The sequence below is a fragment of the Candidatus Microthrix parvicella Bio17-1 genome (assembly GCF_000299415.1).
GTDB classification, from domain to species: domain Bacteria; phylum Actinomycetota; class Acidimicrobiia; order Acidimicrobiales; family Microtrichaceae; genus Microthrix; species Microthrix parvicella.
The window spans coordinates 923,767-946,364 of record NZ_AMPG01000001.1; the positions used below are offsets into that span (position 1 = coordinate 923,767).

General features: G+C 67.8%; 18 protein-coding genes. 8 read left to right on the top strand and 10 right to left on the bottom strand.

What is annotated here, in order from left to right; all coding sequences use genetic code 11:
• Nucleotides 1-80 precede the first annotated feature (80 nt).
• The gene (locus MPARV_RS0104540) at nucleotides 81-1,481 is read left to right on the top strand and encodes an IS1380 family transposase (protein ID WP_012231233.1); all 1,401 of its coding nucleotides are present in this window, start codon (nucleotides 81-83) and stop codon (nucleotides 1,479-1,481) included.
• Nucleotides 1,482-1,955: 474 nt separating this feature from the next.
• Here the strand turns inward: MPARV_RS0104540 and MPARV_RS0104545 are convergent, their stop codons facing one another.
• The 6 genes from MPARV_RS0104545 to MPARV_RS0104570 all read right to left on the bottom strand — a co-directional run bounded on the left by MPARV_RS0104545 (nucleotide 1,956) and on the right by MPARV_RS0104570 (nucleotide 8,741).
• Entirely contained in the window at nucleotides 1,956-3,221 is a 1,266-nt protein-coding gene (locus MPARV_RS0104545) for a cytochrome P450 (protein WP_020377406.1), read from the bottom strand.
• Nucleotides 3,222-3,320: 99 nt separating this feature from the next.
• Nucleotides 3,321-4,214: an AEC family transporter gene (locus MPARV_RS0104550; protein ID WP_020377407.1), complete on the bottom strand. Its 894-nt coding sequence runs from the start codon at nucleotides 4,212-4,214 to the stop codon at nucleotides 3,321-3,323.
• A gap of 41 nt (nucleotides 4,215-4,255) precedes the next feature.
• A complete protein-coding gene (otsB, locus tag MPARV_RS0104555; protein WP_020377408.1) occupies nucleotides 4,256-5,107 on the bottom strand; it encodes a trehalose-phosphatase in 852 nt (283 codons plus the stop codon).
• Between the two features lie 17 nt (nucleotides 5,108-5,124).
• Nucleotides 5,125-6,570 carry an alpha,alpha-trehalose-phosphate synthase (UDP-forming) gene (locus tag MPARV_RS0104560; RefSeq protein ID WP_012226968.1) on the bottom strand — a complete coding sequence of 482 codons (1,446 nt, stop codon included), beginning with the start codon at nucleotides 6,568-6,570 and terminating at the stop codon, nucleotides 5,125-5,127.
• Nucleotides 6,571-6,679: 109 nt separating this feature from the next.
• A complete protein-coding gene (gene mmuM / locus MPARV_RS0104565; protein WP_157789456.1) occupies nucleotides 6,680-7,807 on the bottom strand; it encodes a homocysteine S-methyltransferase in 1,128 nt (375 codons plus the stop codon).
• 4 nt (nucleotides 7,808-7,811) lie between these two features.
• Complete coding sequence (locus MPARV_RS0104570; RefSeq protein ID WP_081582078.1) at nucleotides 7,812-8,741, bottom strand: TrmH family RNA methyltransferase; 930 nt, start codon at nucleotides 8,739-8,741, stop codon at nucleotides 7,812-7,814.
• An 85-nt stretch (nucleotides 8,742-8,826) separates the two neighbouring features.
• On the opposite strand from MPARV_RS0104570, the gene MPARV_RS0104575 reads away from it, so the two are divergent.
• Nucleotides 8,827-10,596, top strand: coding sequence for a chloride channel protein (locus MPARV_RS0104575; protein WP_012226976.1), 1,770 nt, complete (start codon nucleotides 8,827-8,829; stop codon nucleotides 10,594-10,596).
• Nucleotides 10,597-10,681: 85 nt separating this feature from the next.
• Here the strand turns inward: MPARV_RS0104575 and MPARV_RS0104580 are convergent, their stop codons facing one another.
• Complete coding sequence (locus MPARV_RS0104580) at nucleotides 10,682-10,984, bottom strand: arsenate reductase family protein (RefSeq protein WP_020377411.1); 303 nt, start codon at nucleotides 10,982-10,984, stop codon at nucleotides 10,682-10,684.
• A gap of 118 nt (nucleotides 10,985-11,102) precedes the next feature.
• Nucleotides 11,103-11,858, bottom strand: coding sequence for a hypothetical protein (locus tag MPARV_RS0104585; protein ID WP_012226980.1), 756 nt, complete (start codon nucleotides 11,856-11,858; stop codon nucleotides 11,103-11,105).
• Between the two features lie 171 nt (nucleotides 11,859-12,029).
• On the opposite strand from MPARV_RS0104585, the gene MPARV_RS0104590 reads away from it, so the two are divergent.
• The 4 genes from MPARV_RS0104590 to MPARV_RS0104605 all read left to right on the top strand — a co-directional run bounded on the left by MPARV_RS0104590 (nucleotide 12,030) and on the right by MPARV_RS0104605 (nucleotide 17,678).
• The gene (locus MPARV_RS0104590) at nucleotides 12,030-12,746 is read left to right on the top strand and encodes a response regulator transcription factor (protein ID WP_012226989.1); all 717 of its coding nucleotides are present in this window, start codon (nucleotides 12,030-12,032) and stop codon (nucleotides 12,744-12,746) included.
• A gap of 7 nt (nucleotides 12,747-12,753) precedes the next feature.
• Nucleotides 12,754-14,184, top strand: coding sequence for a sensor histidine kinase (locus MPARV_RS0104595; protein WP_012226991.1), 1,431 nt, complete (start codon nucleotides 12,754-12,756; stop codon nucleotides 14,182-14,184).
• Between the two features lie 39 nt (nucleotides 14,185-14,223).
• Nucleotides 14,224-16,200, top strand: coding sequence for a carboxyl transferase domain-containing protein (locus MPARV_RS0104600; protein WP_012226993.1), 1,977 nt, complete (start codon nucleotides 14,224-14,226; stop codon nucleotides 16,198-16,200).
• Between the two features lie 77 nt (nucleotides 16,201-16,277).
• The gene (locus MPARV_RS0104605) at nucleotides 16,278-17,678 is read left to right on the top strand and encodes a hypothetical protein (protein WP_020377412.1); all 1,401 of its coding nucleotides are present in this window, start codon (nucleotides 16,278-16,280) and stop codon (nucleotides 17,676-17,678) included.
• Between the two features lie 14 nt (nucleotides 17,679-17,692).
• On the opposite strand, the gene MPARV_RS0104610 is transcribed toward MPARV_RS0104605, so the two are convergent.
• Together MPARV_RS0104610 and MPARV_RS22215 are read right to left on the bottom strand one after the other, a co-directional pair.
• Entirely contained in the window at nucleotides 17,693-19,492 is a 1,800-nt protein-coding gene (locus MPARV_RS0104610; protein WP_020377413.1) for a GAF domain-containing SpoIIE family protein phosphatase, read from the bottom strand.
• 52 nt (nucleotides 19,493-19,544) lie between these two features.
• The gene (locus MPARV_RS22215) at nucleotides 19,545-20,015 is read right to left on the bottom strand and encodes a DUF3054 domain-containing protein (RefSeq protein WP_157789457.1); all 471 of its coding nucleotides are present in this window, start codon (nucleotides 20,013-20,015) and stop codon (nucleotides 19,545-19,547) included.
• 254 nt (nucleotides 20,016-20,269) lie between these two features.
• On the opposite strand from MPARV_RS22215, the gene MPARV_RS0104620 reads away from it, so the two are divergent.
• Nucleotides 20,270-21,802: an AMP-binding protein gene (locus MPARV_RS0104620; protein WP_020377414.1), complete on the top strand. Its 1,533-nt coding sequence runs from the start codon at nucleotides 20,270-20,272 to the stop codon at nucleotides 21,800-21,802.
• Nucleotides 21,803-21,881: 79 nt separating this feature from the next.
• The gene (gene yaaA, locus MPARV_RS0104625; RefSeq protein WP_157789458.1) at nucleotides 21,882-22,568 is read left to right on the top strand and encodes a peroxide stress protein YaaA; all 687 of its coding nucleotides are present in this window, start codon (nucleotides 21,882-21,884) and stop codon (nucleotides 22,566-22,568) included.
• The last annotated feature ends 30 nt before the right edge of the window (nucleotides 22,569-22,598 follow it).

Consider the following 22,598-nt stretch of genomic DNA (forward strand, 5'->3'; position numbering starts at 1 on the left):
ACGCGGCAGGTGCCCCTGCTGGCTGGAAGAATGGAGAGTACGAACAGCTCTATTCGACTAGCGAGAGGAGCACCTGCCAGGTGAATGCTACAGGCGCGTTGTTTGATGCCGGGGAACTGATCGGACAGCCCCGCCGCCGGAGTGCTTCGGTGAAGGTCAAGGTGAGCGATGACAAGGTGACCGGGGTGGGCGGGGTGGCGTTGTGGGGACCGATGTTGGACAACCTGAACCTGGTCGGTGTCGCCGATGGGCGCCGGTTGCGGCCGATCGGGCCTGGCGGCTACACCGGCGGGGAGTGCTATCGGGCGTTGGTCGAGATCCTGTTGGCCGGAGGCGATTTCTTGTCGGACCGGTCCCTGTTGGATGGGCCGACCCAACAGTTGCGGGGCGCTCACGTGTTGCCCTCACACGCGACGATGTTCCGGTTTTGTGGCGGAGCCGATTTTGGTCGGGTCCAGAAAGCCGCGGCGGTGAACCGGACGATGTTGGCTCGGGCGTGGGCGTCGGGTGCGGGACCTTCTGGTGGGATGGTCACGGTTGATCCCGATGCCACGCTGGTCGACACCTACGGGCCGGACAAGGAAGGTTCGAAGTTCTCCTACCGGGGCGAGGTTGGCTTGTCACCGCTGATCGGGGTGTGTGGTGAGACCGGTGACGTGCTCGCGATCCGTGCCCGGTCTGGGAATGCCCATCCGGGCCGGGACAACGCCGGGTTCATTCGAGAGTGTGTGTCGGCGATCCCCGGCCCGGTCCGGGAAACAACGAACCTGTGGGTCCGTGTCGATTCCGCCGGCTACCAACACGCCGTGTTCGACACCGTCGAGGCGCTGGGTGGGGTGTTCTCCGTGACCGCGCCACAACGGTCCAACGTGAAAGCGAAAGTCCGGGCGTTGGCCACCAACCCTGACACGCAATGGGTGCCAGCGTTGGCCGGCGAGGCCAAGCGGGGTTCCGAGGTCGCAGAAACACCTTTCGTGATGGGGCAAGGCAAGACCCGGCGCATGTTGCGGATGATCGTGCGCCGTCAACGCACCAGCGCCGGTGACCAGTTGTCCTTTGATGATCTTGACGGTTGGAGGTTCCATGCGATTGTCACGAACCTTCCCGCCCTGTTCGCACCCCCAGCAGAGGTCGAGGCCCACCATCGGCTTCGTGGCGGGATCCCCGAGGACACCATCCGGCAACTCAAGGAAGACTTTGGGCTGATCCACGCGCCGGTGAAGAACTTCTTCGGGAACTGGTTGTGGTGGCACGCCTCTGTGCTTGCTCACAACACCGCCCGCTGGGTCCGTCACCTCGGGCTGCCCCCGACGTTCAAACGGTGCCGTGGGAAACGGCTCCGCCTCGCGTTCTTCAATGTCGCAGCACGAGTTGTCAACCACGCCGGCGGCCTCGAGTTGCGGCTCCCACGATCCCACGCCTGGGCCGACGCGTTCATCGAAGCCCTCACACGCATCCGGGCCCTGCCCGCGTTCGCCTGACCCGGCCAGGCACCCACACACCCAGACTCAGCCCGGACAACCCGACCACACCACAACCTTCTGCCTCACCGCGCCCCAAAACCAGACAAACACCATTCAACCTCACACCAGAGGCAGCACCCACCCAAACCAGTGGCCTACACGCCGTTCAAGAACCGGGCTGCAATATCCGGTTCTGACTCATGAACTGATCCTCTCGGTTGGTTGCTGATACGGGGGGTCAACCCCAAGACCAGAGGGGACTGCCTGTGGGCACTCCGGGGCCACACGCGCTCCGTTGCGCCGGGCACCTTCCGGACCACGATTCCCTCACCTGGCCACAACGCCTCACCGCAAGGTGCGGTTCAACGACGTTGAACGACCGTAGCGCGACCGCGTCGCGTTGACTACTGAACTATGTCCATTAATGACGTTTCGGTTACGCCGGACCCGTTTGGTGAAGGGCGCCGAGGCAGGGCCCAACCGGCGACCAGCTCATCGACTCCGACAGGCGACGTTGAGTGATGTCAGCCCACGCAGGGTGAAGCTGGACCGAAAGCTGGGCGCCTCGAGCAGCTCCAGCGAGGCGAACCGGTCCAAGAGCCCGCCGAACACGATCTCACCCTCGGCTCGGGCCAACGCCGCGCCCAGACAATGGTGCGGGCCCCATCCGAAGCTGAGCGGAGGCGGGGTGGACCGGTCGACAAATCGGCCAACATCCAAACCGTCGGCAACGGGGTACGCCGCCTCATCCCGGTTGCCGCTTCCCTGAAGCACCGTGTAAATCTGGCCATATCCGACCGATTCCCCGAGTATCTCGACGTCGCGCAGGGCGGCCCGCACGTTGAGCTGCACCGGCGAGTCCCAGCGCAGCAACTCCCAGATCGCCGACGGCATCAGCGACGAGTCCGCGCGAAGCCGCTGGAGTTCGTCCGGGTGGCTCAGGAGGGCAAACAACCCGTTGCCGATCAGGTTGGTGGTGGTCTCGAACCCGGCCGCGTACATCAGCCCTGTGTTTGCCAGCAGTTCGTCATGGCTCAACCGGTCGCCTGCCTCCTCCACCTGAATCAGCGCGCTCATGAGACCGTCGTCGGGTGCGCGGCGCTTATCGGCGATGAGTTGCTCAAACACCTCCCCCATCACCGCCACGCCGGCCTCGGCGGTGGCGATGGCCTCATCGTCGGCCGCGGCATCGATGAACGCCGTACTGGCGCGCACGTGCGGGGCCAGGGTCTCGTGCAGCTCGGGTGGCACACCAAGCAACTCCGAAATCACCGCTGCCGGAAGACGGGCCCCCAACACCTCCAGCACATCCAAGGTGCCAAGGTCGGCCATCTCGTCGAGGATCGGGGCCAACAGCGTCTCGATCCGCGGCCGCATCGCCTCGATCCTTCTGGGCGTGAACGTACGGCTGACCAAGCTGCGAAGCCGGGTGTGATCCGGAGGGTTGGCGAACAGCATCGAGCCTCGACGCTCCTCGTCGCGGCGCTCACGCCCACTCAATCCGGGCGACAGCTCCATGTCGGGCTCCGGTCGACCCAACGCCGGGTTGCGCAGAACCTCGAGGCACCCCTCGTAATCGGCCACGATGATCGATCCAAGGGCCGACCGATAGTGCCCCAGCTGTTCCCGGATGAGGCGATACGCGTCGTACGGGTTCTGGCGGCCCTCATCGGTGAGGATGGCCGCACCCAGCAGTGCGTCGGCCTCAGCCGGTTGGAGGCGCCGAGGCGCCGCGACGTCCGGGTCGGTGACATTCACGCGCTGAAGTGTAACCATCAGGTTTACTCCTCCTCGTTTGACGTCACACGCAAGCGGCCACGACCACCTGCGGACCCGCGCAGTGAAGCGTGTCGCTGATCACGGGCCAAGAACCAACGCCCAGAGCGGCACCGTCGCCAAGGCGAGCACCAGGCCGATGCCCACCATGGATACGACGGTGTCGTCGTCCAGGCCGGAGGCGGTTGCCACAATGCCGGCGGTGACCATCGGAGGCATGCCCGCCTCCAGCACCGAGGCATCCCAGGCCGGACCCGAGCCGTTGAACAACGCGGCCGCCGCCAGCACGAGCGCCGGCATGAACGCCAGGCGAACCGCCAGCCCGAAGGCAACCGGCGCCGTCGGTGTTTGGAGTCGTCGACCTGCCAGCCGCAGGCCGATCGACACCATGGCCAGCGGGGTGAGGGTGACCGACAGCAACTCCAACGAGCCGACGATCGCCTCCGGCAACATCACCCCTCGAAGCCCAAAGCCCACCATGAGCGCCACGAACGGCGGGAAGACGAGCACCCGCCGCAGGACCACACCGGGTCCGTCGGCGCTGCCTGCGCCATATCGGGCGGCCACAACCGCGCCGTAGGTGGTCAACGCCAGGAAGGTCCCCAGTTGGTCGTAAAGCACGGCGGTCGGTAGCGCATCGGTGCCCAGCAGCGCCTCCACGGCAGGAAATCCAAGAAAGCTGGTATTGCCCAACGGCACCACCAACAACAACGCGCCGGTGACCTCCCGCGACCACCCGGCCCGCCGTGCCACCACCCACACCGCCGCGGCGCCGACGAACACCATGCACCACGCCGTGACCACGGGCACCACTGCATCGGTGGTGAGCTGCAACTGCGGGATCGTGTGTAACACCACCGCCGGCAACGCCAGGTTGATGATCACCCAGTCGACCGCCGCCACGGTGGACTCCGGGGGACGCAACCAGCGACCGGCGGCCACCGCGAAAGCCAGGATCAGGCCCACCGTCACCACGTACCGGCCACTCCAAACAGCCCGACGATCGGCCCCAACACCTACTCGATTCCGGCGCCGGCACGGCGCAACTGCGCCAGTACCGACAGCACCTCCACCACGTCGGCGGGCGATGCAACCCGATGCGACGCGGCCGTCTCACCGGCGCCGACCTTGATACCAAGATCACCTTCGCCGAGCACGGCAAAGCCATCCTCATCGGTTACGTCATCGCCCACGAACACGGTGGCATCGGGCCCGGTCTGGCCGATGAGCCGCAGCAGCGCCTGCCCCTTGTCCGCCCCGTCCACGGCAAACTCCGCCACCATCTTTCCCACCCGAACGTGAACCCCCGGGCGGGCCGAGAGCCGTTCGATCAAGGCGTCGGCGGTTTTCGCTGCAACGCTCTGGTCGGCCTGGCGATAGTGGAACGCCACCCCCACCGGTTTGGGTTCCAGCCGACTGCCCGGCAGACGCGACACCTCATCGGCAACATCGGCGATCAGCGCCTCCAGCAACGCTGCGGATTCGGCGTCATGGTGACCGCTGACGCCCGGATCACCAGAGGCCACCGCTGGATCCGACCCGACTCGTCCGTCCGAACCAAGCGGCGCCAGATGTTCGGCGCCGTGGCTGCCCACCAGTCCAACGGTCGCCGGCGGGCCGGACAGCTCGATGAGCTGCTGCAAGGACCGGCCCGACACCAGGCTGGCCCAGGTCCCGGCGGTGCCGGCCAACTCACCGAGCACCTCCATGGCCCGAGGCTGCGGGCGGGCCTCGGCCGGATCGTCCACGATCGGTGCCAGGGTGCCGTCGTAGTCGCAGGCGACCAGCAAGGTTTCCACCGAGGCGACCCGGACGAGCGCCCTCCTCAAGGAGGGCTCCAGGCCCCGCCCGAGCTCAGCGATGTTCATCGGCGCGTGTTGCTCGCTCAACGTGCCACGCCGAGCGCGTCCAACCAGGCATCGGCCCAGCGATGGACGTCGCTGGCCACGACGGCCTCGCGCAGCGCCGACATGCGACGGGCCTGCGCGTCGGGCCCCATCGTGACCGCCTGCTCGATCGCCAGTTTCAACCCGTCGATGTCGTAGGGATTCACCAGCAGCGCATCCACCATCGTCTCGGCGGCACCGGCAAACTCCGACAGGACCAGGACGCCGGAGTCATCGGTCCGGGTGGCCACATACTCCTTGCACACCAGGTTCATGCCGTCGCGCACCGCCGTCACCAACATCACGTCGGCGGCCAGGTACAACGCCACCAACTCCTCCAGGTCGTGGTGCCGGTGCAGATAGTGCATCGGCACGGCGCCCACCTCGCCGTAATCACCGTTGATCTCCCCCACCATGCGGTCGATTCGGTCGCGGAAATCGGCGTAATCCCGGACGTTCTCCCGCGTTGGCTCGGCCACCTGAACGAGCACGTGTCGGCCCACGGTGAGGCGGCCCTCCTCCAACAGCTCCCGAAAGGCGCGAAGCCGGCGAGCCAGTCCCTTGGTGTAATCCAGACGGTCCACCCCCAACAGCACGCGCTCCGGATTGCCCAGGCTCTCCCTGACCTCCTTCGCACGGGCCTGCATCTGCGGGTCGGCCGCCATGGACTCCAGCGTCTTGGTATCCACGCCGATACCAAAGGTCTCCACACGCACGGACCGGCCCCGCATGGTCACCTCGTGGTCGTTCACCTCTGCTTCGGTCACCAGCCCGGCCAGGCGACGAAAGTTGGCCGCACCGCCCTCGGTCTGAAACCCAACCACGTCGGCGCCCAGCAGGCCCTCGGTGATCGTGCGCCTCCAGGGGAGCTGCAGAAACAACTCGACGGGTGGAAACGGGATGTGCAGAAAGAACCCGATGCGAAGATCGGGCCGGAGCTCCCGCAGCATGCCAGGAACGAGCTGCAGGTGGTAGTCGTGCACCCACACCGCTGCCCCCGGTGCCGCCCACATTGCGGCCGCCTTGGCGAAACGACGGTTGACGGTGCGGTAGGCATCCCACCAGGTGCGGTGGTACTCCGAACGCACGATGGAGTCGTGGTACAACGGCCACAACGTGCGGTTGGCAAAGCCCTCGTAGAAGAGCTCCACCTCGCCCCGCGACAACGGCACCGGCACCAGGGAGATGCCGTCAACCTCGATCGAGCCGTCCTCGTCGGTGCCCGTGGTGCCGGACCATCCCAACCATTGGGCGTCGGTGCGCCCGGCCAGCAACGGGGCCAACGCGGTGACCAATCCACCCGGACTGGTTTCCCAACCGGTGCCGTCGACGCCGGTCACCCGCCGGACCGGCAATCGGTTGGCCAACACCAGAAAACTTGCAGTGCCCGCTCTGGGTCCGTCGCCTGTCTCGCCGCTCTCTGGTGTGATCTCGGGTGACGCCATGGCCCCAAGTTAGAAGCTGACGGGCGCAGTTGGGTTGTGGGACCTCGTGGCAGGCACCATCACGTCGATCTCCACCGCACCAGATCCGCTTCCATTCAGGTCGGAAACCTCAGCGTGTTTCGTGTCCTTCGGCGGGCCCGAGGTTGGCGAGTTGGGCCGCAATGCGTGACAACTGGAAGGTCCCGGTGCCACAGCACCCCCCGATCAGCCGCGCACCAAGATCGAGCCACGCCTCCAGGGGCCGGTGACCGGCCGATGAACTCCCGTCTGAAACAGCACCAACAAATGCACCGGCGACGTGATCCCACGTGCCGCCCAGGTTTGGTTTGGCCACCAATGACAGATCGGTGGACATGGCCAGGCGGTCGAGCGCCGGAGCCACATCCTGGGGCGCACAGCAGTTGACCCCCAACGCCACAGGCCGTGCCGGGTCGGTTGGGTCGAGCCGCAGCATCGGCGCCAAGGCCTCATCGATGGGCGCGCCGGTGGGCACCCGCCCATCACGCCCCACCGTCATGGTCACGATCACCTCCGGCACCGGCAGACGGGCAACATCCAGTTCGGCCAACACCGGCGCCAGCCCCGCAACCAGCGCCGCCACCTCGTCCGGATCAGGCACGGTCTCGAACCACCACACGTCGACCGAGGTCGGCGGGCTCGCCTGAGCGGCGGCGAGTACGTCCAAACGCTCCCGATGGAACGCGGTCAGCGCCGCCACCGTGAGCCCGTACTCACCCTGATACTCCGAACCGTCGGCCAGCGCCGCACCGAACGGTCCGATGGAGGCAGCGACCCAGGCTCGACCGGCGCACCCCGCCGAGACAGACGCCGTCGAGGCGGCCGGGACAGATGCCGTCGCAGTGGCCGAGATAGGCGCCGGCGAGGCTGCCGATGACGTTTCAGCATTGGCCGCCCAACCATCCCGGGCCTCGCGCACCAGCCGGTTCGCCTCAACGAGCAACCGATCGGCGGTCGCTGCGGACCGTCCTGACAGCAGCGCGGTGCGACCGCTCACCTGATACCCGGAGGCCAGTATCACCTGCGCCCCGGCGTCCAACATGGCCCGATGGGCCCGTCGCACCTGGTCGGGCCGGGAGGCCAGCACCTCACCGGTCCACAACGGCCCGGACGCCGGGGTCCCGAGTTGGTCCAAGACGGTGGACAGCCCACCGTCGGCAACGATCGGGCCGCGGTCCAGCGCCGCTGCAAGGGTCGGGTTCGGGTTCGGGTATGCCACGGAATCAACCCTCACGTCGGCCTGTGCCACCTGTCTCGGCCTCCGGTGCATGCGTCCTGGCACGCCCGAGCGCGTAGGCCGCAACGGCAGCGGCTGCACCGACGTTGAGCGAGTCGACCCCGCCAGACACCGGGATGCGAACCCGTCGCTGGGCCGCCGCCAGCGACGCAGCGCTCAACCCGGGGCCCTCCGAGCCCACCAACAACGCCACGGGGGCATCCGGGCCCACCTGCAGGTGCGCGATATCGACGGCGTCACGCTCCGGCGTCAACGCCCACACTTCAAAGCCGGCCGCGGTCAGCGGCTCGAGACCACCCGGCAGCTGCTCCACCCGCGCGTGGGGCACGGCGAACACCTCGCCCATCGACACCCGGGAGGACCGACGATACAGCGGATCAGCGCTGCTCGGATCCAACAGCAGAGCCTCCGCCCCCATCGCAACCGCGCTGCGGGCGATCAGACCCAGGTTGACCGGGTTGGCGACACCCTCGGTCACCACAACGCTCCGGCGATCGACCACCACGTCGGCGGGATCGGCGGGCGCCGGGCGGGCAAACAGGCCCAGGCACCCGCTGTGCGTCGCCGAGCCGGTAATGGCCAGCACCAGGCCCGGACCCGCACCGATCACCTGCGCTCCGGCGGCTCGGGCCGCTGCCACGCCGTCGGGCAGGGGCCGGCGTCGACCCTGCTCGATCAGCAGGCTCAACAACCGGTGGCCCGCTGCAAGCGCCCGCGCCACCACGACGTCGCCCTCGACCAGAAACCGACCATGTGGCCAATCGGCGCCGCCGCGCTCGCGCAGGGGTCGATCACGCAGGCCAACGAACGGCGCCACCACGGCACTCTGCGCATCGTTCACGACCAGGTCCACCACCGGCCACGCCGACGTATCAACCTCCACATTGGCTCGTGGTTCATCACCGCGTCGCGTCACACCGACACGCTAGGGCTGCGATGGGTCGGTCGGCACTCCCTCCCGACCACCGAAGCAAGCCCGCCAGCCTGTACCGTCGGACCACGTGTGGAGATTCCTGCCCTCGACCCCCGATCCGGAGGAGCTGAAGGAACTCGGACGCGCCACCCGCGAGGTACTTCTGGTGTCGGCGCTGGTCGGCGCCCTGGCAGGTCTGGCCGCAGTCGTCTTCGACTGGAGCGTTTTCACGCTGCTGGAACTCTTTCGAGATTTCCCGCTGTGGACCGCGGCGATCATCCCCCCAGCCGGGATGCTCGCAGCTCACGTGATCATGCGAACGATCGGAGGCGGAGCGTCGCCTTCGACGTCGGACGAGTACTTCAAGCGCTTTCACCAGGAAGGCGGTGTCCTGGGCGGCAAACCCTTTCGTGGGCGCGTCATTGCCAGCATCGTTGCCCTGGGCACTGGCAACATGCTGGGATTGGAGGGTCCGGCGATCTATCTGGGGGCGTCGGCCGGCTCCACCGTGCAACGCCGTCTGCCCAGGCTCTTCGGACGGATCGATCATCGCCTGTTGCTGGTGGCGGGGGCGGCCGGCGGCGTTGCCGCAGTGTTCCGCGCGCCGGCCACAGGCGCCATCTTCGCCATCGAATCCCCGTACCAGGGTGACCTTGCCCACAGTTCCCTGCTGCCGGCTCTGATCGGTGCGTCGACGGGCTACGTGACCTTCTCGATCATCCTCGGAAACGAACCGCTGTTTCCCGTCACCGGTCCGGCCGATGTGATGGTGCCGCAGTTGGCCATCGCGCTGCTGGTGGGCGCCTTGGCCGGGCTGGTCGCCCGATGGGGTGCTTCCGCTATCGCGCTTGCCAAGCGATTGTCGACCCGGGGACCCGACTGGCGGCGCCTGCTGCTGGCCGGCGTGGTCATCTCGGGCACCAGCGTCGCGGTGCGTATGGCCGCCGACACGTCCGGCGTGCTCGGCCCCGGCTACGGCCTGGTGAATTGGGCGCTGGAGGACAACCGTGCGATTTGGGCCTTGGTGGTGATCCTGGTGGCCAGAAACCTGGGAACGGCGGCGGCGGTCGCAGGGGGGATCCCAGGTGGCCTGTTCGTACCACTCGTCGTGGCAGGCGCGCTGCTGGGCCGCCTGACGGGCGAGTTGATCGGGTCAAACAACAGCACCTTGTTTCCGGTGATCGGCATCGCCGCCGTGCTCGGCGCCGGATACCGGGTGCCGCTGGCTTCGGTGATGTTCGTGGCCGAGACCACCGGACGACCCGGCTTTGTGGTTCCAGGCCTGCTCGCCGCGGTGGCGGCCGAGTTGATGATGGGTAACCACAGCTTTACCGCCTACCAGAAGAAGGCGCAGTTGATCGCCGGGCAGCGTGGCGGCCTTGGTGCCCAGCGGGCGATCGAACCATTGAGCAGCGACGGTTCGGACGTGCCACCGCCCGGAGGTGCCCCTCCAGCCCGGCGACCGCGACGCACCGGAGACACACCGATTTCCGAGGTACCGGCACGTCCGGCCGCCGGCGAAACGTCGCGCCCCAAGCTGGTGGACCAGCGCAACGACACCTCCGAGATCCAACAACTGGCCACCGGCGGGGTCCGCCAGTCCACCGGCGAGGTGCGTCACCTCACCGGTGAGATGAAGACCATCACCGGGCAGGGTCAGGTGGAGGGTCCAGCTCCGGTCGAGGCCACCGAACTGCCCGCCGTTGAATCACCGCTTCCGCCCGCCGCGCCACCGCCGACGCTGCCCGGCGAGGTTTCACGCCGGGGCACCCGTCCATGGATCGCACACGACGAGGGCGCAGCCACCGCCGACGACGAGCCCAACGATCCGTTCCCCGAAGACTTCGACCACACCTGACATCCGAAGCAGCCGCCGGGGCCCGCATCGCAGGTGACCGCCGCTTGCGATCAACTCGTCCAGCCATGGCCCTGGCTCACCAGGATCAGCCGCCGAGCAACTCGCGGATGCGCTCCTTGGGACGACCGATGATGGCGGTGTCGCCAACGACCACCACGGGTCGTTGCATGATCATCTTGTTGGCCAGAATCGTCTCGACGATCTGATCGACGGTCGACACGTCGGCGTCGGTCAACTCCAGCTTCTTGAAGAGCGCGTCGCGCCGCACCAAAGCGGTCGGCTCGTCCTCCAGCTTGCCGAGAATGTCGCGAAGGGTCGCCTCATCAGGCGGCTCCTTTCGGTAGTTCACCGCGACGTAGTCCACTCCAAGTTCCTCAGCAATGCTCACGGCATTGTTGGAGGAGCCTCAATTGGGGTTGTGATAGATGGTGACGTTGGCCATGAAGCCAGGTTACGCGACGCCCCGGCACCCGCCGAACCCCGTCACCGGTGCCCGGCGAGGAGGGTCAGCCACCAGACCCATCCGTGGCGGAGCCCTTCCCGGCGTCCGCATCATCGCCTGACTTCTCCGGCCGTTCGGGCCGCTGGGCTTTGAGATCCTCGGCCTTGGAGCGGACGGCGTCGGCCTCCTTCTGATCGATCGTCCCGGCGTCAACCGCGGCGCTCAGCGTCTCATCCAGCGCCTTGGTGCGTGCGGCCTCACGCGCCTCCCTGGCCTTGGTGCGCTCGGCCTCCGTCGGCCGGTCGCCGGCCGCAGGTCGGTCAGCTTCGGCTGGACGCTCCGGGCGATGCTCGACGAACAGCTTTCGCAACGCCGTCGCCTGATCATCGGTGAGCGTGCCGTCGTCCACCAGTGCCTTCAAGAAGCCACCCCTACCATCGCGGCCGCCCGGACCTCGATCGGCACCCGGACCCCGACCGTGTGGGCCACCGCGATCGCCCTCGCACCGACCCGGACCCCCCGCATCGGCGTCCCCATCGGCATCACCGGGGTGGTCTGCGGTTGCGTCGGCATCGCTCTTTTCGTCCGACCCCGCCTTGGCGCTGGTGGTTGGCGACGAGGCCGCCGACGGTTCGGTACCACCGGTCAGTGCGCCCGCCACCGGACCGCCCAACACGGCGCCCAACGCCAACAAGCTCGCTCCTCCCACCATGCCGACGGCCATCCGCCCCTTGGTAAATCCGCGCCGACCCGTCTCGGGACCCGCACCGGATGCGGGCTCATCAAGGTCGTGGTCGTGGCTGTCTGAACCGGGTTGCATGGATGCTCCTCCTGGACTGTTGGGCGCTGCGGACGATCGATCTCGACCTGGACCCCTGGCAACTTCCAGTGTGGCCGTCCAAGATGAGAACGAGATGAGAAGCACATGGGAATCCCATGGGACACAGCGATGCAGCCCCATGATCGCCCGTCGATCGGTGAGACTGGGCCGATGCCCGACCAACCGACCCACAACTCGACCGTCTCGGTGCTGGTGGTCGAGGACGACCGGGCCGCGCGCGAAGCCCTCGACCGTGCCCTTCGGCTGGAGGGATACGACGTGTCGACCGTCGCCGACGGCCGAGCCGCGCTCGAGGCCCAGACGCACCGCAGGGCCGACGTGGTGGTGCTCGACCTGATGTTGCCGCACCTGGACGGCGTCGGTGTAGCCACCGCACTCCGTCAACGCGGCGACGCCACGCCGATCCTGATGTTGACCGCCCGGGACGGCGTGGGCGACCGGGTTCGGGGGCTGGACGCAGGCGCGGATGACTACCTGCCCAAGCCCTACGCCCTCGACGAGCTGCTCGCCCGACTACGGGCGCTGCTTCGTCGCCGATCAGCCGACGAGCCCGAAAGCAGCCAGGACGAACTGGAGGTGGCGGACCTCCGGCTGAACGAATCCGCCCGGCGGGCGTGGCGGGGCGACCGCGAGCTTGAGTTGTCACGCACCGAGTTCGACCTGCTGGCCATGCTGGCCCGCAACACCGAGATCGTGCTGGGACACGGCGCCCTCTACGAACAGGTGTGGGGCTACGACTACGGCGACTCCAACAACCTGGCCGTCTACGTGCGTTACCTTCGCCGCAAGACCGAGGCCCACGGCGAATCCCGGCTGATCCACACCGTGCGCGGCGTGGGTTACGTGCTGTCGCCACAGGCCCGATGAACCCACGATGAGCCTGCGCCTGAAGTTGGCCTTGCTCTCGGCAGCGCTGGTGGCGTTGGCCGTGAGCGTGGTGACCTTCACCTCGTCGACGTTGATCGGCAACCGCCTGGACCAGGAGGTGGATCGTTCGTTGGTCGACGCGGCCACCAGGGCGGAGACGCTCGTCCCCGGTCGCGGTCGACCGTCACGACCCCGACCGGCTCCGCCGCAGGGGCTTCAGCTGGGTCCCGTGGGTGTGGCGCTGCTGTCGGATCGGGGCGAGGTTTCGTCGTCGTTCGGTTTCGAGGTCAACTCGATCACCGACGGCGACCGCGCACTCGCACGGCTGGAGGGCGCTGGGGACCCCCGCCGTCCGGGCCGAGCCACCACCGGGGTGTTCAGCACCCGGAGCGTTGAATCCGGCGAAGTTCGAGCGCTCACCGTGCCGCTCCCCGGCACGGGAGCCATCGTGGCGGAGCGATCGCTCGACGAGGTGCGATCGGTCACCGGTGACCTCCGACGTCGGTCGGCGCTGGTCGGCGCACTGGTGGTGGCGGCCGCCGCTGCGCTGGGGTGGTGGCTGACCCGCCGGGCGACCGGCTCGCTCGATCGGCTGAGGCTGGCCACCAGGGAACTCGCCGCCACCGGCCAGCTGTCGGAGCCGCTTCCCGCCGCCGGGTCGGACGAGGTCGGTCAGCTCGCCGGCAGCTTTTCGACGATGGTGACCGAGCTCGAGGCCAGCCGTGCCCAGCAGCGGGCGCTGGTGGAGGACGCCGGGCACGAGCTACGAACTCCCCTGACCAGCCTTCGGCTCAACCTGGAGGTGCTGGCCAGGTACCCCGAGTTGCCCGAGGCCGAGCGCGCTCCGCTGCTGGCCGACCTTGACGCCGAGGTCACCGAGCTGTCGAAGCTGACCAACGAAATCGTCGAGCTGGCAACCGACCGTCACGACGCCACCATCCCGGCGGAGCTCGACCTGGCCCGACTGGCCGAACGGGTGGCGCGGCGCGCACGACGTCGCACCGGGCGCGAGGTGCTGGTCGAAGCCGACGCGGTCACCGCGTGGGGATCCCCGGCCCAGGTGGAACGGGCCATGGCCAACCTGGTGGACAACGCCTTGAAGTTCAGCAACGCCGGGTCGGCTTCTCCAACGCTGACGGTTCGATCGGCGCCAGTCGACGGGGGCGGCCCGGACGAATCGGCTCACGGCACGGTGTTGATCGAGGTCACCGACCACGGACCCGGCATACCGCCCGAGGACCTGCCCTTTGTCTTCGAACGATTCCACCGTTCGAAAGCCGCTCGGGCGGCACCCGGATCAGGCCTGGGCCTGGCCATCGTGGCGTCGGTGGCCGCCGGCCTGGGTGGCACCACCTGGGCCCGCAACAACCCCAACAGCGGATCAACCGGCGGATCAACCGGCGGATCAACTGTGGGGTTCAGTATTCGGAACCATTGAGCTGTCCCGTCGGCCATCAGACCGTGACAGGCTCGGGTGATGGGTGAGCCCGACGCCAATTCCGATTCCGACGCCCGGGCCGGGAGCGATTCCGGCGCTCGCGTCGACCGTTCGATGATCACCTCGCCGGTCCAGGGCCGGGTGCTGGAGGTGCGGGTCGGACCCGGCGACCGGGTGGCAAAGGGCATGGTGCTTGCGGTCATCGAGTCGATGAAGATGCACCACGACCTGGTGGCTCCGGCCGCCGCCATGGTGATGTCGGTGTCGATCGATGTGGGCGCCCAGATCTCCGCCGGCACCAACGTGATGGAGCTTCGGTTCGTCGCTTCGATCGACGAACCGGAGGTGACGCCGACGCACGTGGACCTCGCCCTCATCCGGGACGACCTCGATCGGGTGTTGTCTCGGCACCGCGCCGGGTTGGATGCGGGGAGGCCCGACGCGGTGAGGAAGGTTCACAGCAGGGGTCGGCGAACCGCCAGGGAAAACGTCGAGGACCTCATCGACGACGGGTCGTTCATCGAGTACGGCCCGCTGGTGATTGCCGCCCAGCGTCGACGCCGCAGCGAGGACGACCTGATCGCCCACACCCCGGCGGACGGCCTGATCGGCGGCATCGCAACGATCGGCGTCGACCGGGTTGGGCCGGAGCGGGCACGCGTGGTGGTGATGTCGTACGACTACACGGTGCTCGCCGGCACGCAGGGCCACCAGAACCACCGGAAAAAGGACCGGCTCTTCGAGCTGGCCGAGCGCCAACGGCTGCCGGTGGTGCTGTTCGCCGAGGGTGGCGGGGGACGGCCCGGCGATACCGACACCACCGTGGTGTCGGGTCTCGACACGATGGCGTTTTATCTGTTCGGACGCCTGTCCGGCACCGTTCCGCTGGTAGGCATCGCCTCGGGCCGATGCTTCGCCGGAAACGCCGCACTGCTCGGCTGCTGCGACGTGATCATCGCCACCGAGGACGCCAACATCGGCATGGGCGGACCCGCCATGATCTCCGGCGGCGGCCTGGGCGAGTTCGCTCCCGAGGACATCGGTCCCATCGACACCCAGCATGCCAATGGGGTGGTGGACATTCGGGTGGGCGACGACGCCGAGGCGGTGGATGTCGCCAGGCGCTACCTGACGTACTTCCAGGACGCCGACGCAACCGCCCGCGGCTCAGCCGGTACAACAACCGACAGTGCAACAACCGACAGTGCAACAACCGACAGTGCAACAACCGACGGGGCCGCCAACTCGGCGGCCGACCAGCGGGACCTCCGCCACCTGATCCCGGAGAACCGCCTTCAGGTCTACAACGTCCGCGCCGTGGTGGAAACCCTGGTGGACACCGACAGCCACCTGGAACTCAGAGCTGGTTTCGCTCCCGGCATGATCACCTCGCTGGCCCGTATCGACGGCCGCCCAGTGGCGATCCTGGCCAACGATCCGGCACACCTCGGCGGCGCCATCGACACCGAGGGGGCCGACAAGGCGGCGCGATTCCTCCAGATGTGCGACGCCCACGGCCTGCCGGTGCTGTTTTTGTGCGATACCCCCGGGTTCATGGTTGGTCCCGCCTCGGAGGCCGCCGCCGCGGTCCGCCACATGAGCCGCCTGTTCGTGACCGGCGCCAACCTGTCGGTGCCGTGCGCCACCGTCATCCTGCGAAAGGCCTATGGCCTTGGCGCGCAGGCCATGGCGGCCGGCAGCTTCAAAGCACCGGAGTTCGTCGTGGCCTGGCCAACCGGCGAGCTGGGCGGCATGGGCCTGGAAGGTGCGGTGCGTCTGGGGTTCAGGGCCGAACTCGATGCCGAGCGCGATGCCGAAGCCAGACAGCGTCTGTTCGATTCGATGGTGGAGCTGGCCTACACAAACGGGAGGGCGGCCAACGTGGCGGCACAGTTTGAGATCGACGATGTGATCGACCCGGCGGACACCCGGCGCTGGATCATCACAGCGCTGCTCGGTACTTCGACCGGCCGAACAGCCGCCTCTCGTCGACGACCCAACATCGACACCTGGTAGCTCCGCCGAGCAGATGTGATGGCCGCTACACACGCCTGAGATGTGACCTCCCGGCGCCGACCGAGGTCAGAACCCCGATGACCACGTCTCAACCACACACCCGGGGCCCCGGCAGCAACGGCGACATCGACCGGCCCTCGGTCACCATCGATGGCCCAGCCCTCGACCAGACTGATTCCCACCCGAACGCCGACACATGCGAGGAAGCAGTGCCCGAGGAAGACCAGCCGATGGAGGCTCAGCCGACCAACACCGTGCCGACCAACACCGTGCCGACCAACACCGTGCCGACCAACACCGTGCCGACCAACACCGTGCCCGGCGAGAAACCGGACGACATCCCAGACCGCCGACCAGGCCGATTTCGAGAGCGGCTGGAAGAAGCCTGGGGCGAGGCCCGGGAGCGACGACAACCGGAGGAGGAACCGGGCGGAGGCGAACACGGCGACGACCCCGAGGCATGGGCCCGCGCGCTCCTGCAGGCGGAGGACCCGAAGGAGTACTTCGACACCGTTTCGGGTCTGGCCAGAGTGGATCAGAGTTCGGTGTTGAGCCCCCTGGAATTCGATCCGGACGTGCCGTTCCACCATCCGCAGGCGACGTATGTCGATCCGGAGCCGCAGGGCATCGAGACGGTGAAGCTTTACGCCCGCACCGCATCACCAATTTTCGACACGCAGATCGCCGCCCCGTTTGCCAACCCGATGCGCGCCGACATGATCGCCGACATCTACCAGCGCCTGATGCTGGACGGGCGCAACCTGGCGCTGATCACCAACCACGGCGACATCGTGGACATTGCCGTGGTACTTGCCGGATTGACCACGGCAATGTGCGACGGACGCACCTACGGCGTCCTCGAGGAGGAACTGGCACAGGAGGACCTTGCAGAGCATTTCAACATCATGGTGAGCCGCATGGTCACCACCCGGCAGGCATTCGGCATCCCCGCACTCAGCGTGGTGGCCAACATGGCACGCACCTTTCTCTCGCTGCCGCAAACCCACTCTCGACGGCGCGCACGGATCGACCCCGAACTGGTGCGGGCCTCCAACATGCTGATGCGAGCCGACCTCAGCCGTTACCTGGCACAGGGCGGACAGTTGCTGGCCATGGCCGCCAGCGGTTCACAGGATCTGTCCTTGGCTGCCAACTTCGCCGCACGCGTGCGCAACGCCTGGCAGGGCTTCCGAGGCGAGGACCACGAAGGTCCCAGCATGCACCTCCAGCCGCTCTACCCCGGCACGATGAAGATCATGTTGGAATGTCAGGACGTACTGCCCCTGGCGGTGTGCATGGACCCCAAGAACCCCACCACCCAGTTGGGTTCGATCACCCGGGTGCGCACCGAGGACGACTGCCACCGCGTGATGGATTGGATCGCCGCAGCCCATCAGCGGGGCACCGGCATCACCACCGTGTACCACGACGCCGAGGACGACCTCCTCACCAACATTCGGGCTGCAATCTCGCGCTAGAACCGCAAGCGCTTTTACAGCAAACGGGCAACGACCAGTGCCACGTCGTCGCGGTGCCCCAACCCGTGCGAGGTTTCGGCCAACAGCCGGTCGGCCTGTTGCTCCGGGGGCAGATGAGACAGTCGCCCAAACCGTGCCGACAGTGCCAGCAGGTCGGTGTCCACATCGCCGTCGCGGGTTTCGGCGAGACCGTCGGTGTAGGCGAGCAGCACTGAGCCCGGGGAATAGGACACGGTCTCCGGCCTGCTGAGGGACGATCCGACGCCCAGCGGCGGGCGTAGGCTGGCTGCGAGCACGTCAACCGATCCATCCGGGGAGGCCAACAAGGGTGTCGGATGGCCGGCCAGCGTCGAGGTCAGGGTGCGTTGGGCCGTGTTGACCACCACCACCGCCACGGTTGCCATCGTCGACTGAGACCGGGGTGCCAGCACCTTGTCGCAACCTGCGAACAGCTCCGAGATGGGCATGCCGGTCTGGGCCAGGGTCGCGATCACGGTGCGCACCTGCGACATGCGGGCGGCCGCCGCGGCATTGTGACCGACCACGTCCCCCACGATCACCGCCACACGGTGCCCATCGAGCGGGACGACGTCGTACCAGTCGCCACCGAACCCCAGCGAGTCGAGGGCCGGCACGTATCGCACGGCAAGGTCCACCCCTGCCACCGGGGGCGGCGGACTGAGCAGTGCCGTCTGGAGCGACGCCACCAGTGCCCGTCGGTCGTCGGCCAGACGTGCACGAGCAATGCTCTGGGCACACACCTCGGCCATCACCTCCAACTGCGAGAGGGGCATCACGCCCGGTGACATCTCATCGCTCCAACACGCGATCAACACCCCCAGGATGCTGCCTTCCGATGTGCGCAACGGCACCGTGGCCGTGGCCTCGGCGCCCAACGAATCGGCGAGCATCACCCCATCGGGGTATTCGTCGACCCGTTGCGCGCTACTCCCGACCGCAACCGTTTTTCCCGACCTCAGCGCCAACGCAAATGGGGCTGAGCCCGCCTGCGTTGGGTCGAGCCGCTCGCCGCCCCGGCCAGCGTCGTGTCCGACCAAAACGATCAGACCCGACTCGGCCTCCAGATGGCCAACCACCAACCGGTCGGCCCCCACCACGGCAGCACCGTTGGAATCGATGGCCTCGGCCACCTCGTCAACCGACTTGGCGCCGCTCAGCCGCCGGGTGAGGTGAGCCAACACGTCGAGCCAGCCACGCGACCGTACGTGTTCGGCCACGTCGATCAGTGCCGCTCTGGCCTGACTGGCATCTTCGTGAGCGCGCCGGGCAGCCAGGAGTTCCGTGGTCAGGGCGGACAACTCGTCGAGCAGGCGGGCATCATCGTCGTTCCAACGGCGAACGTCGGTGTCCACCACGCACACCGTGCCCAGCACCTCGCCCTCTGGAGAACGCAACGGCACTCCGGCCCAGGCCGCCACCCCCATCGATTCGATGGACGGGTTGTGCATCGTGCGTTCGTCCAGACGGACGTCGTCCACCAACAACGCTTCGCCCAGCCCGATGACGTATTGGCAGAACGATTCCGACACGGAGCTCTGCCGCCCGGCCGGATCGGCGACGTCCACACCAGCGCAGGCCTTCCAAAACGAACGCTGCTCGTCGACGAAGGTCACAAACCCGAAGGGAGCCTCGAGAAGTCGGGATGCCATCAGGGCGATTCGATCGAACGCCGCCTCGGTTTGAGAGTCGAGCATGCCGGTCGCACGAACCGCAGCGGTGCGGCCCGGGTCGGCCACCCGTTCGGCCATCCGCGCAACGAACTCCTCCAACGGCTCGGAGCCGACACCTCTCACCCGCCTCAGCGTAGGTGAAACCGCTCAGGCGACCGGCAACCACGGTCGGCGGTCAACGTGCCCGAGTGGCCGCCGTCCATACCGCCCGCCAGCCCAGCATGCCAACTCCCAACACCACGCAGGTCACCACCACAAAGCTTGCAGCGGTGCCGTCTCCAAAGACCAGGTTGCGAAGCACCAGACCACCGACCGCCGTCGTGACCCACAATGCGATGCCTGCGGGCCACAGCCGTTGCACCGAGAGGGTTCGGCCGGTCGTTGCAACCGTGCGGCGTGTCGCCAGGAGCATCACAACCCACGCCGCGCACAGCGCGATCAGAAACGGTGCCGCCACACCGAGGACGGAGGCCGGAGTAAGGCCTTCGTCGTGATTGTTTCGTCCCATCAGCACAAAGGCCACCACGACGGCGGCGTCGGCCGCGATCGACGTTGCCGTCGATCCGAGGGATCGCGAGGTCGGCGCCGGTGACGCGGTGACGTCGGGCTGAGACGCACCGGATGCGGTCGAGCTGTCGAGGGCCATGACAAGCAGGCTAGAGGTGCGAACCTTGAGCGGTCCGGCGGGGCACGGCCCTTCACGCTCCGCCAGCCGGGCGACGGCCATTTCAGCAATGACGCCCGCTTCGGCGGACTTCCTCCGGCGGTAGGTTGCAACCACCATCCGACGAGGTCAGGAGACGGCCGCCATCGACACCGCACACCACCTTGATCAGCCCTCGGGCACCCGGTTGCCCGGCCTGCCTCGCCCTTCGCTGACGAGTTGACGGGACAGCTCCTGTGAGTGCGACGCACCGGCCTCCGACATCAAACGCCACGCCTCACTTCGTCGAGGTTGTCGCGGCGACCGTCGAACGGTTCGGCCATCGGCCCCTCCTTTCGGCCCACGGATCCGGCGCGGCGCTGACCTACGCCGACGTCTGGGGCTGGGCCGGAGCGAGCGCCCAACGGCTCGCCGGGGTGGGCGCCACCCCGGGCGAACGGGTGGTGGTTCGGGCGCCGAAGTCGGTCGAGATGCTCATCGCCTACCTTGCGGCGCTCCGCCTCGGCGCCGTCTGGACCCCTGTGGCACCAACGGCCACGACCACCGAGCTGAATCAGGTGATCGACGATGCCGAGCCGCGGGTGGTGATCGACGGCAACCGCGCACTCTGCGACATGGTGGGAGCGGCACCCGCTGGGGCACCAGAGCCCCAACCAGGCGATTGGCCCAACCCCACGCCAGGCCCAGACCAAATCGCCGCCATGCTCTACACCTCGGGCACCACCGGTCGCCCCAAGGGCGTGCCGATCACCGGCGCGGCGCTGAGCGCCAACGCCCATGCACTGGTGGACGCGTGGCGGTTCACCGAACACGATGTGCTGGTGCACGCTCTGCCCATCCATCATGCCCACGGCCTGTTCGTGGCCGTGGGCTGCGTGCTGGCGTCTGGCTCGTCGATGCGGTGGATCGACCGATTTGATGCCACCGAGGTGATCGACGGGCTTCGGAAGGCCACGATGTTCATGGGGGTACCCACCCACTTCGTGCGCCTCTTGGAGGACTCCGGCTTTGACCGCGCAACATGCGCATCCGTCAGATTGCTCATCTCCGGGTCGGCCCCACTTCCGGCGGTCACGTTTCAACACATCGCCGACCGCACCGGCCTTGAGGTCGTGGAGCGCTACGGCATGACCGAAACCCTGATGCTCGCCTCCAACCCAATCGACGGCATCCGCAAGCCCGGGTCGGTGGGACTGCCCCTGCCCGGGGTGGAGGTGCGTCTGGGGTCGTTTGACGATGCCGACCGGCCGGGGCGGGCGACGGAGGTCGGCATGGTGGAGGTGCGCGGGCCAAGCGTGTTTGAGCACTACTGGGGTCGCCCACCCGACCCGGCGGATCGAGCGTCGGCGGCCGATGACGACCATGCGGAAGGGCCGGCCCAACAGCCCTGGTTTCGCACCGGCGACCTGGGTCGCTTCGATGCTGACGGCTACCTCCACCTGGTTGGACGCTCCAAGGACCTGATCATCTCGGGAGGGCTCAACGTGTACCCCGCCGAGGTGGAAGCCGTCTTGGAAGGCCAACCCGGGGTGGCCGAGGTGGCGGTCATCGGCCTGCCAGACGACCACTGGGGCCAGCAGGTCACCGCCATCGTCGTGCCCGACACCGGCCCCGCCCCGTCCGACGAGTTCTGCGAACAGTTGGTGGCACCGGCCCGGGAACGGTTATCGGCCTACAAGCTCCCCCGGCAGGTTCACCTGACCGATGCCCTGCCGCGCAACACGATGGGCAAGGTGGACAAGGCAGCACTGCGGCGCAGCTTCGGCTGACCTGTCCGCCGCAGGCCCTTCGGTCCCACCCGGTCACAGGACTTGCCCACCGCAGCCCCGCCGACCTACACCCATGGCCGTGCGCAAACTCTCGATCCTCCTCCCCCACAGCCGCGGAACCACCGATGGGGGCACCGGACGGCCCTGGGCCCCAGGAGTTTCGGCCCTCGCCGACCTTGATGCCCGCCGGGCGCAGGTGGTGGCAGCCGCCGGCCTTGGCGACGCACCGACCCGCCGTGTGGTGGATCGATTCTCCGGCGTGTTGTTTCGAGAGCTGGACTATCCGACGCTGGACGAGACCGCCCGGCGGCGAGCCCGTGGCTCGGTGCTGGTCTTCAACGGCCTGTCCGGCGTCTCGGCGCTGGGCGACCCGATGCCCGATCACCGCCTCGGCCCCGGCGACGCCCTCGCTCCGATGGGCCGGCTGTCCACCTGGTGGCGGCCCCACCTCACCGCAGCGCTCGCCGACCACCTTCGTGGCGCCGTGATCTGGGATCTGCTGCCCGGTGAGCATTCGGCCGCATGGACCCCTGCGGAGGTGCCCAGCCATCGACGGATCACCGTGCGGTTCCTCGACGCCTCCGGACGCACCGTGTCGCACTGGAACAAGCTGCTCAAGGGCGCGCTGGTGCGCCACATCGTCAAGAATCGTTTGCTCGAACCCGCCGGTCTGATCGATTTCGAACATCCTGCCGGGTATCACCTGGACGAAACGGTCTCCATCCTGGACGGCGACCAGCCGCAGGTGATTCTGCGAGCGGGGTAGGCCAACCCGGCCAGGTCGGCGTGGCACACT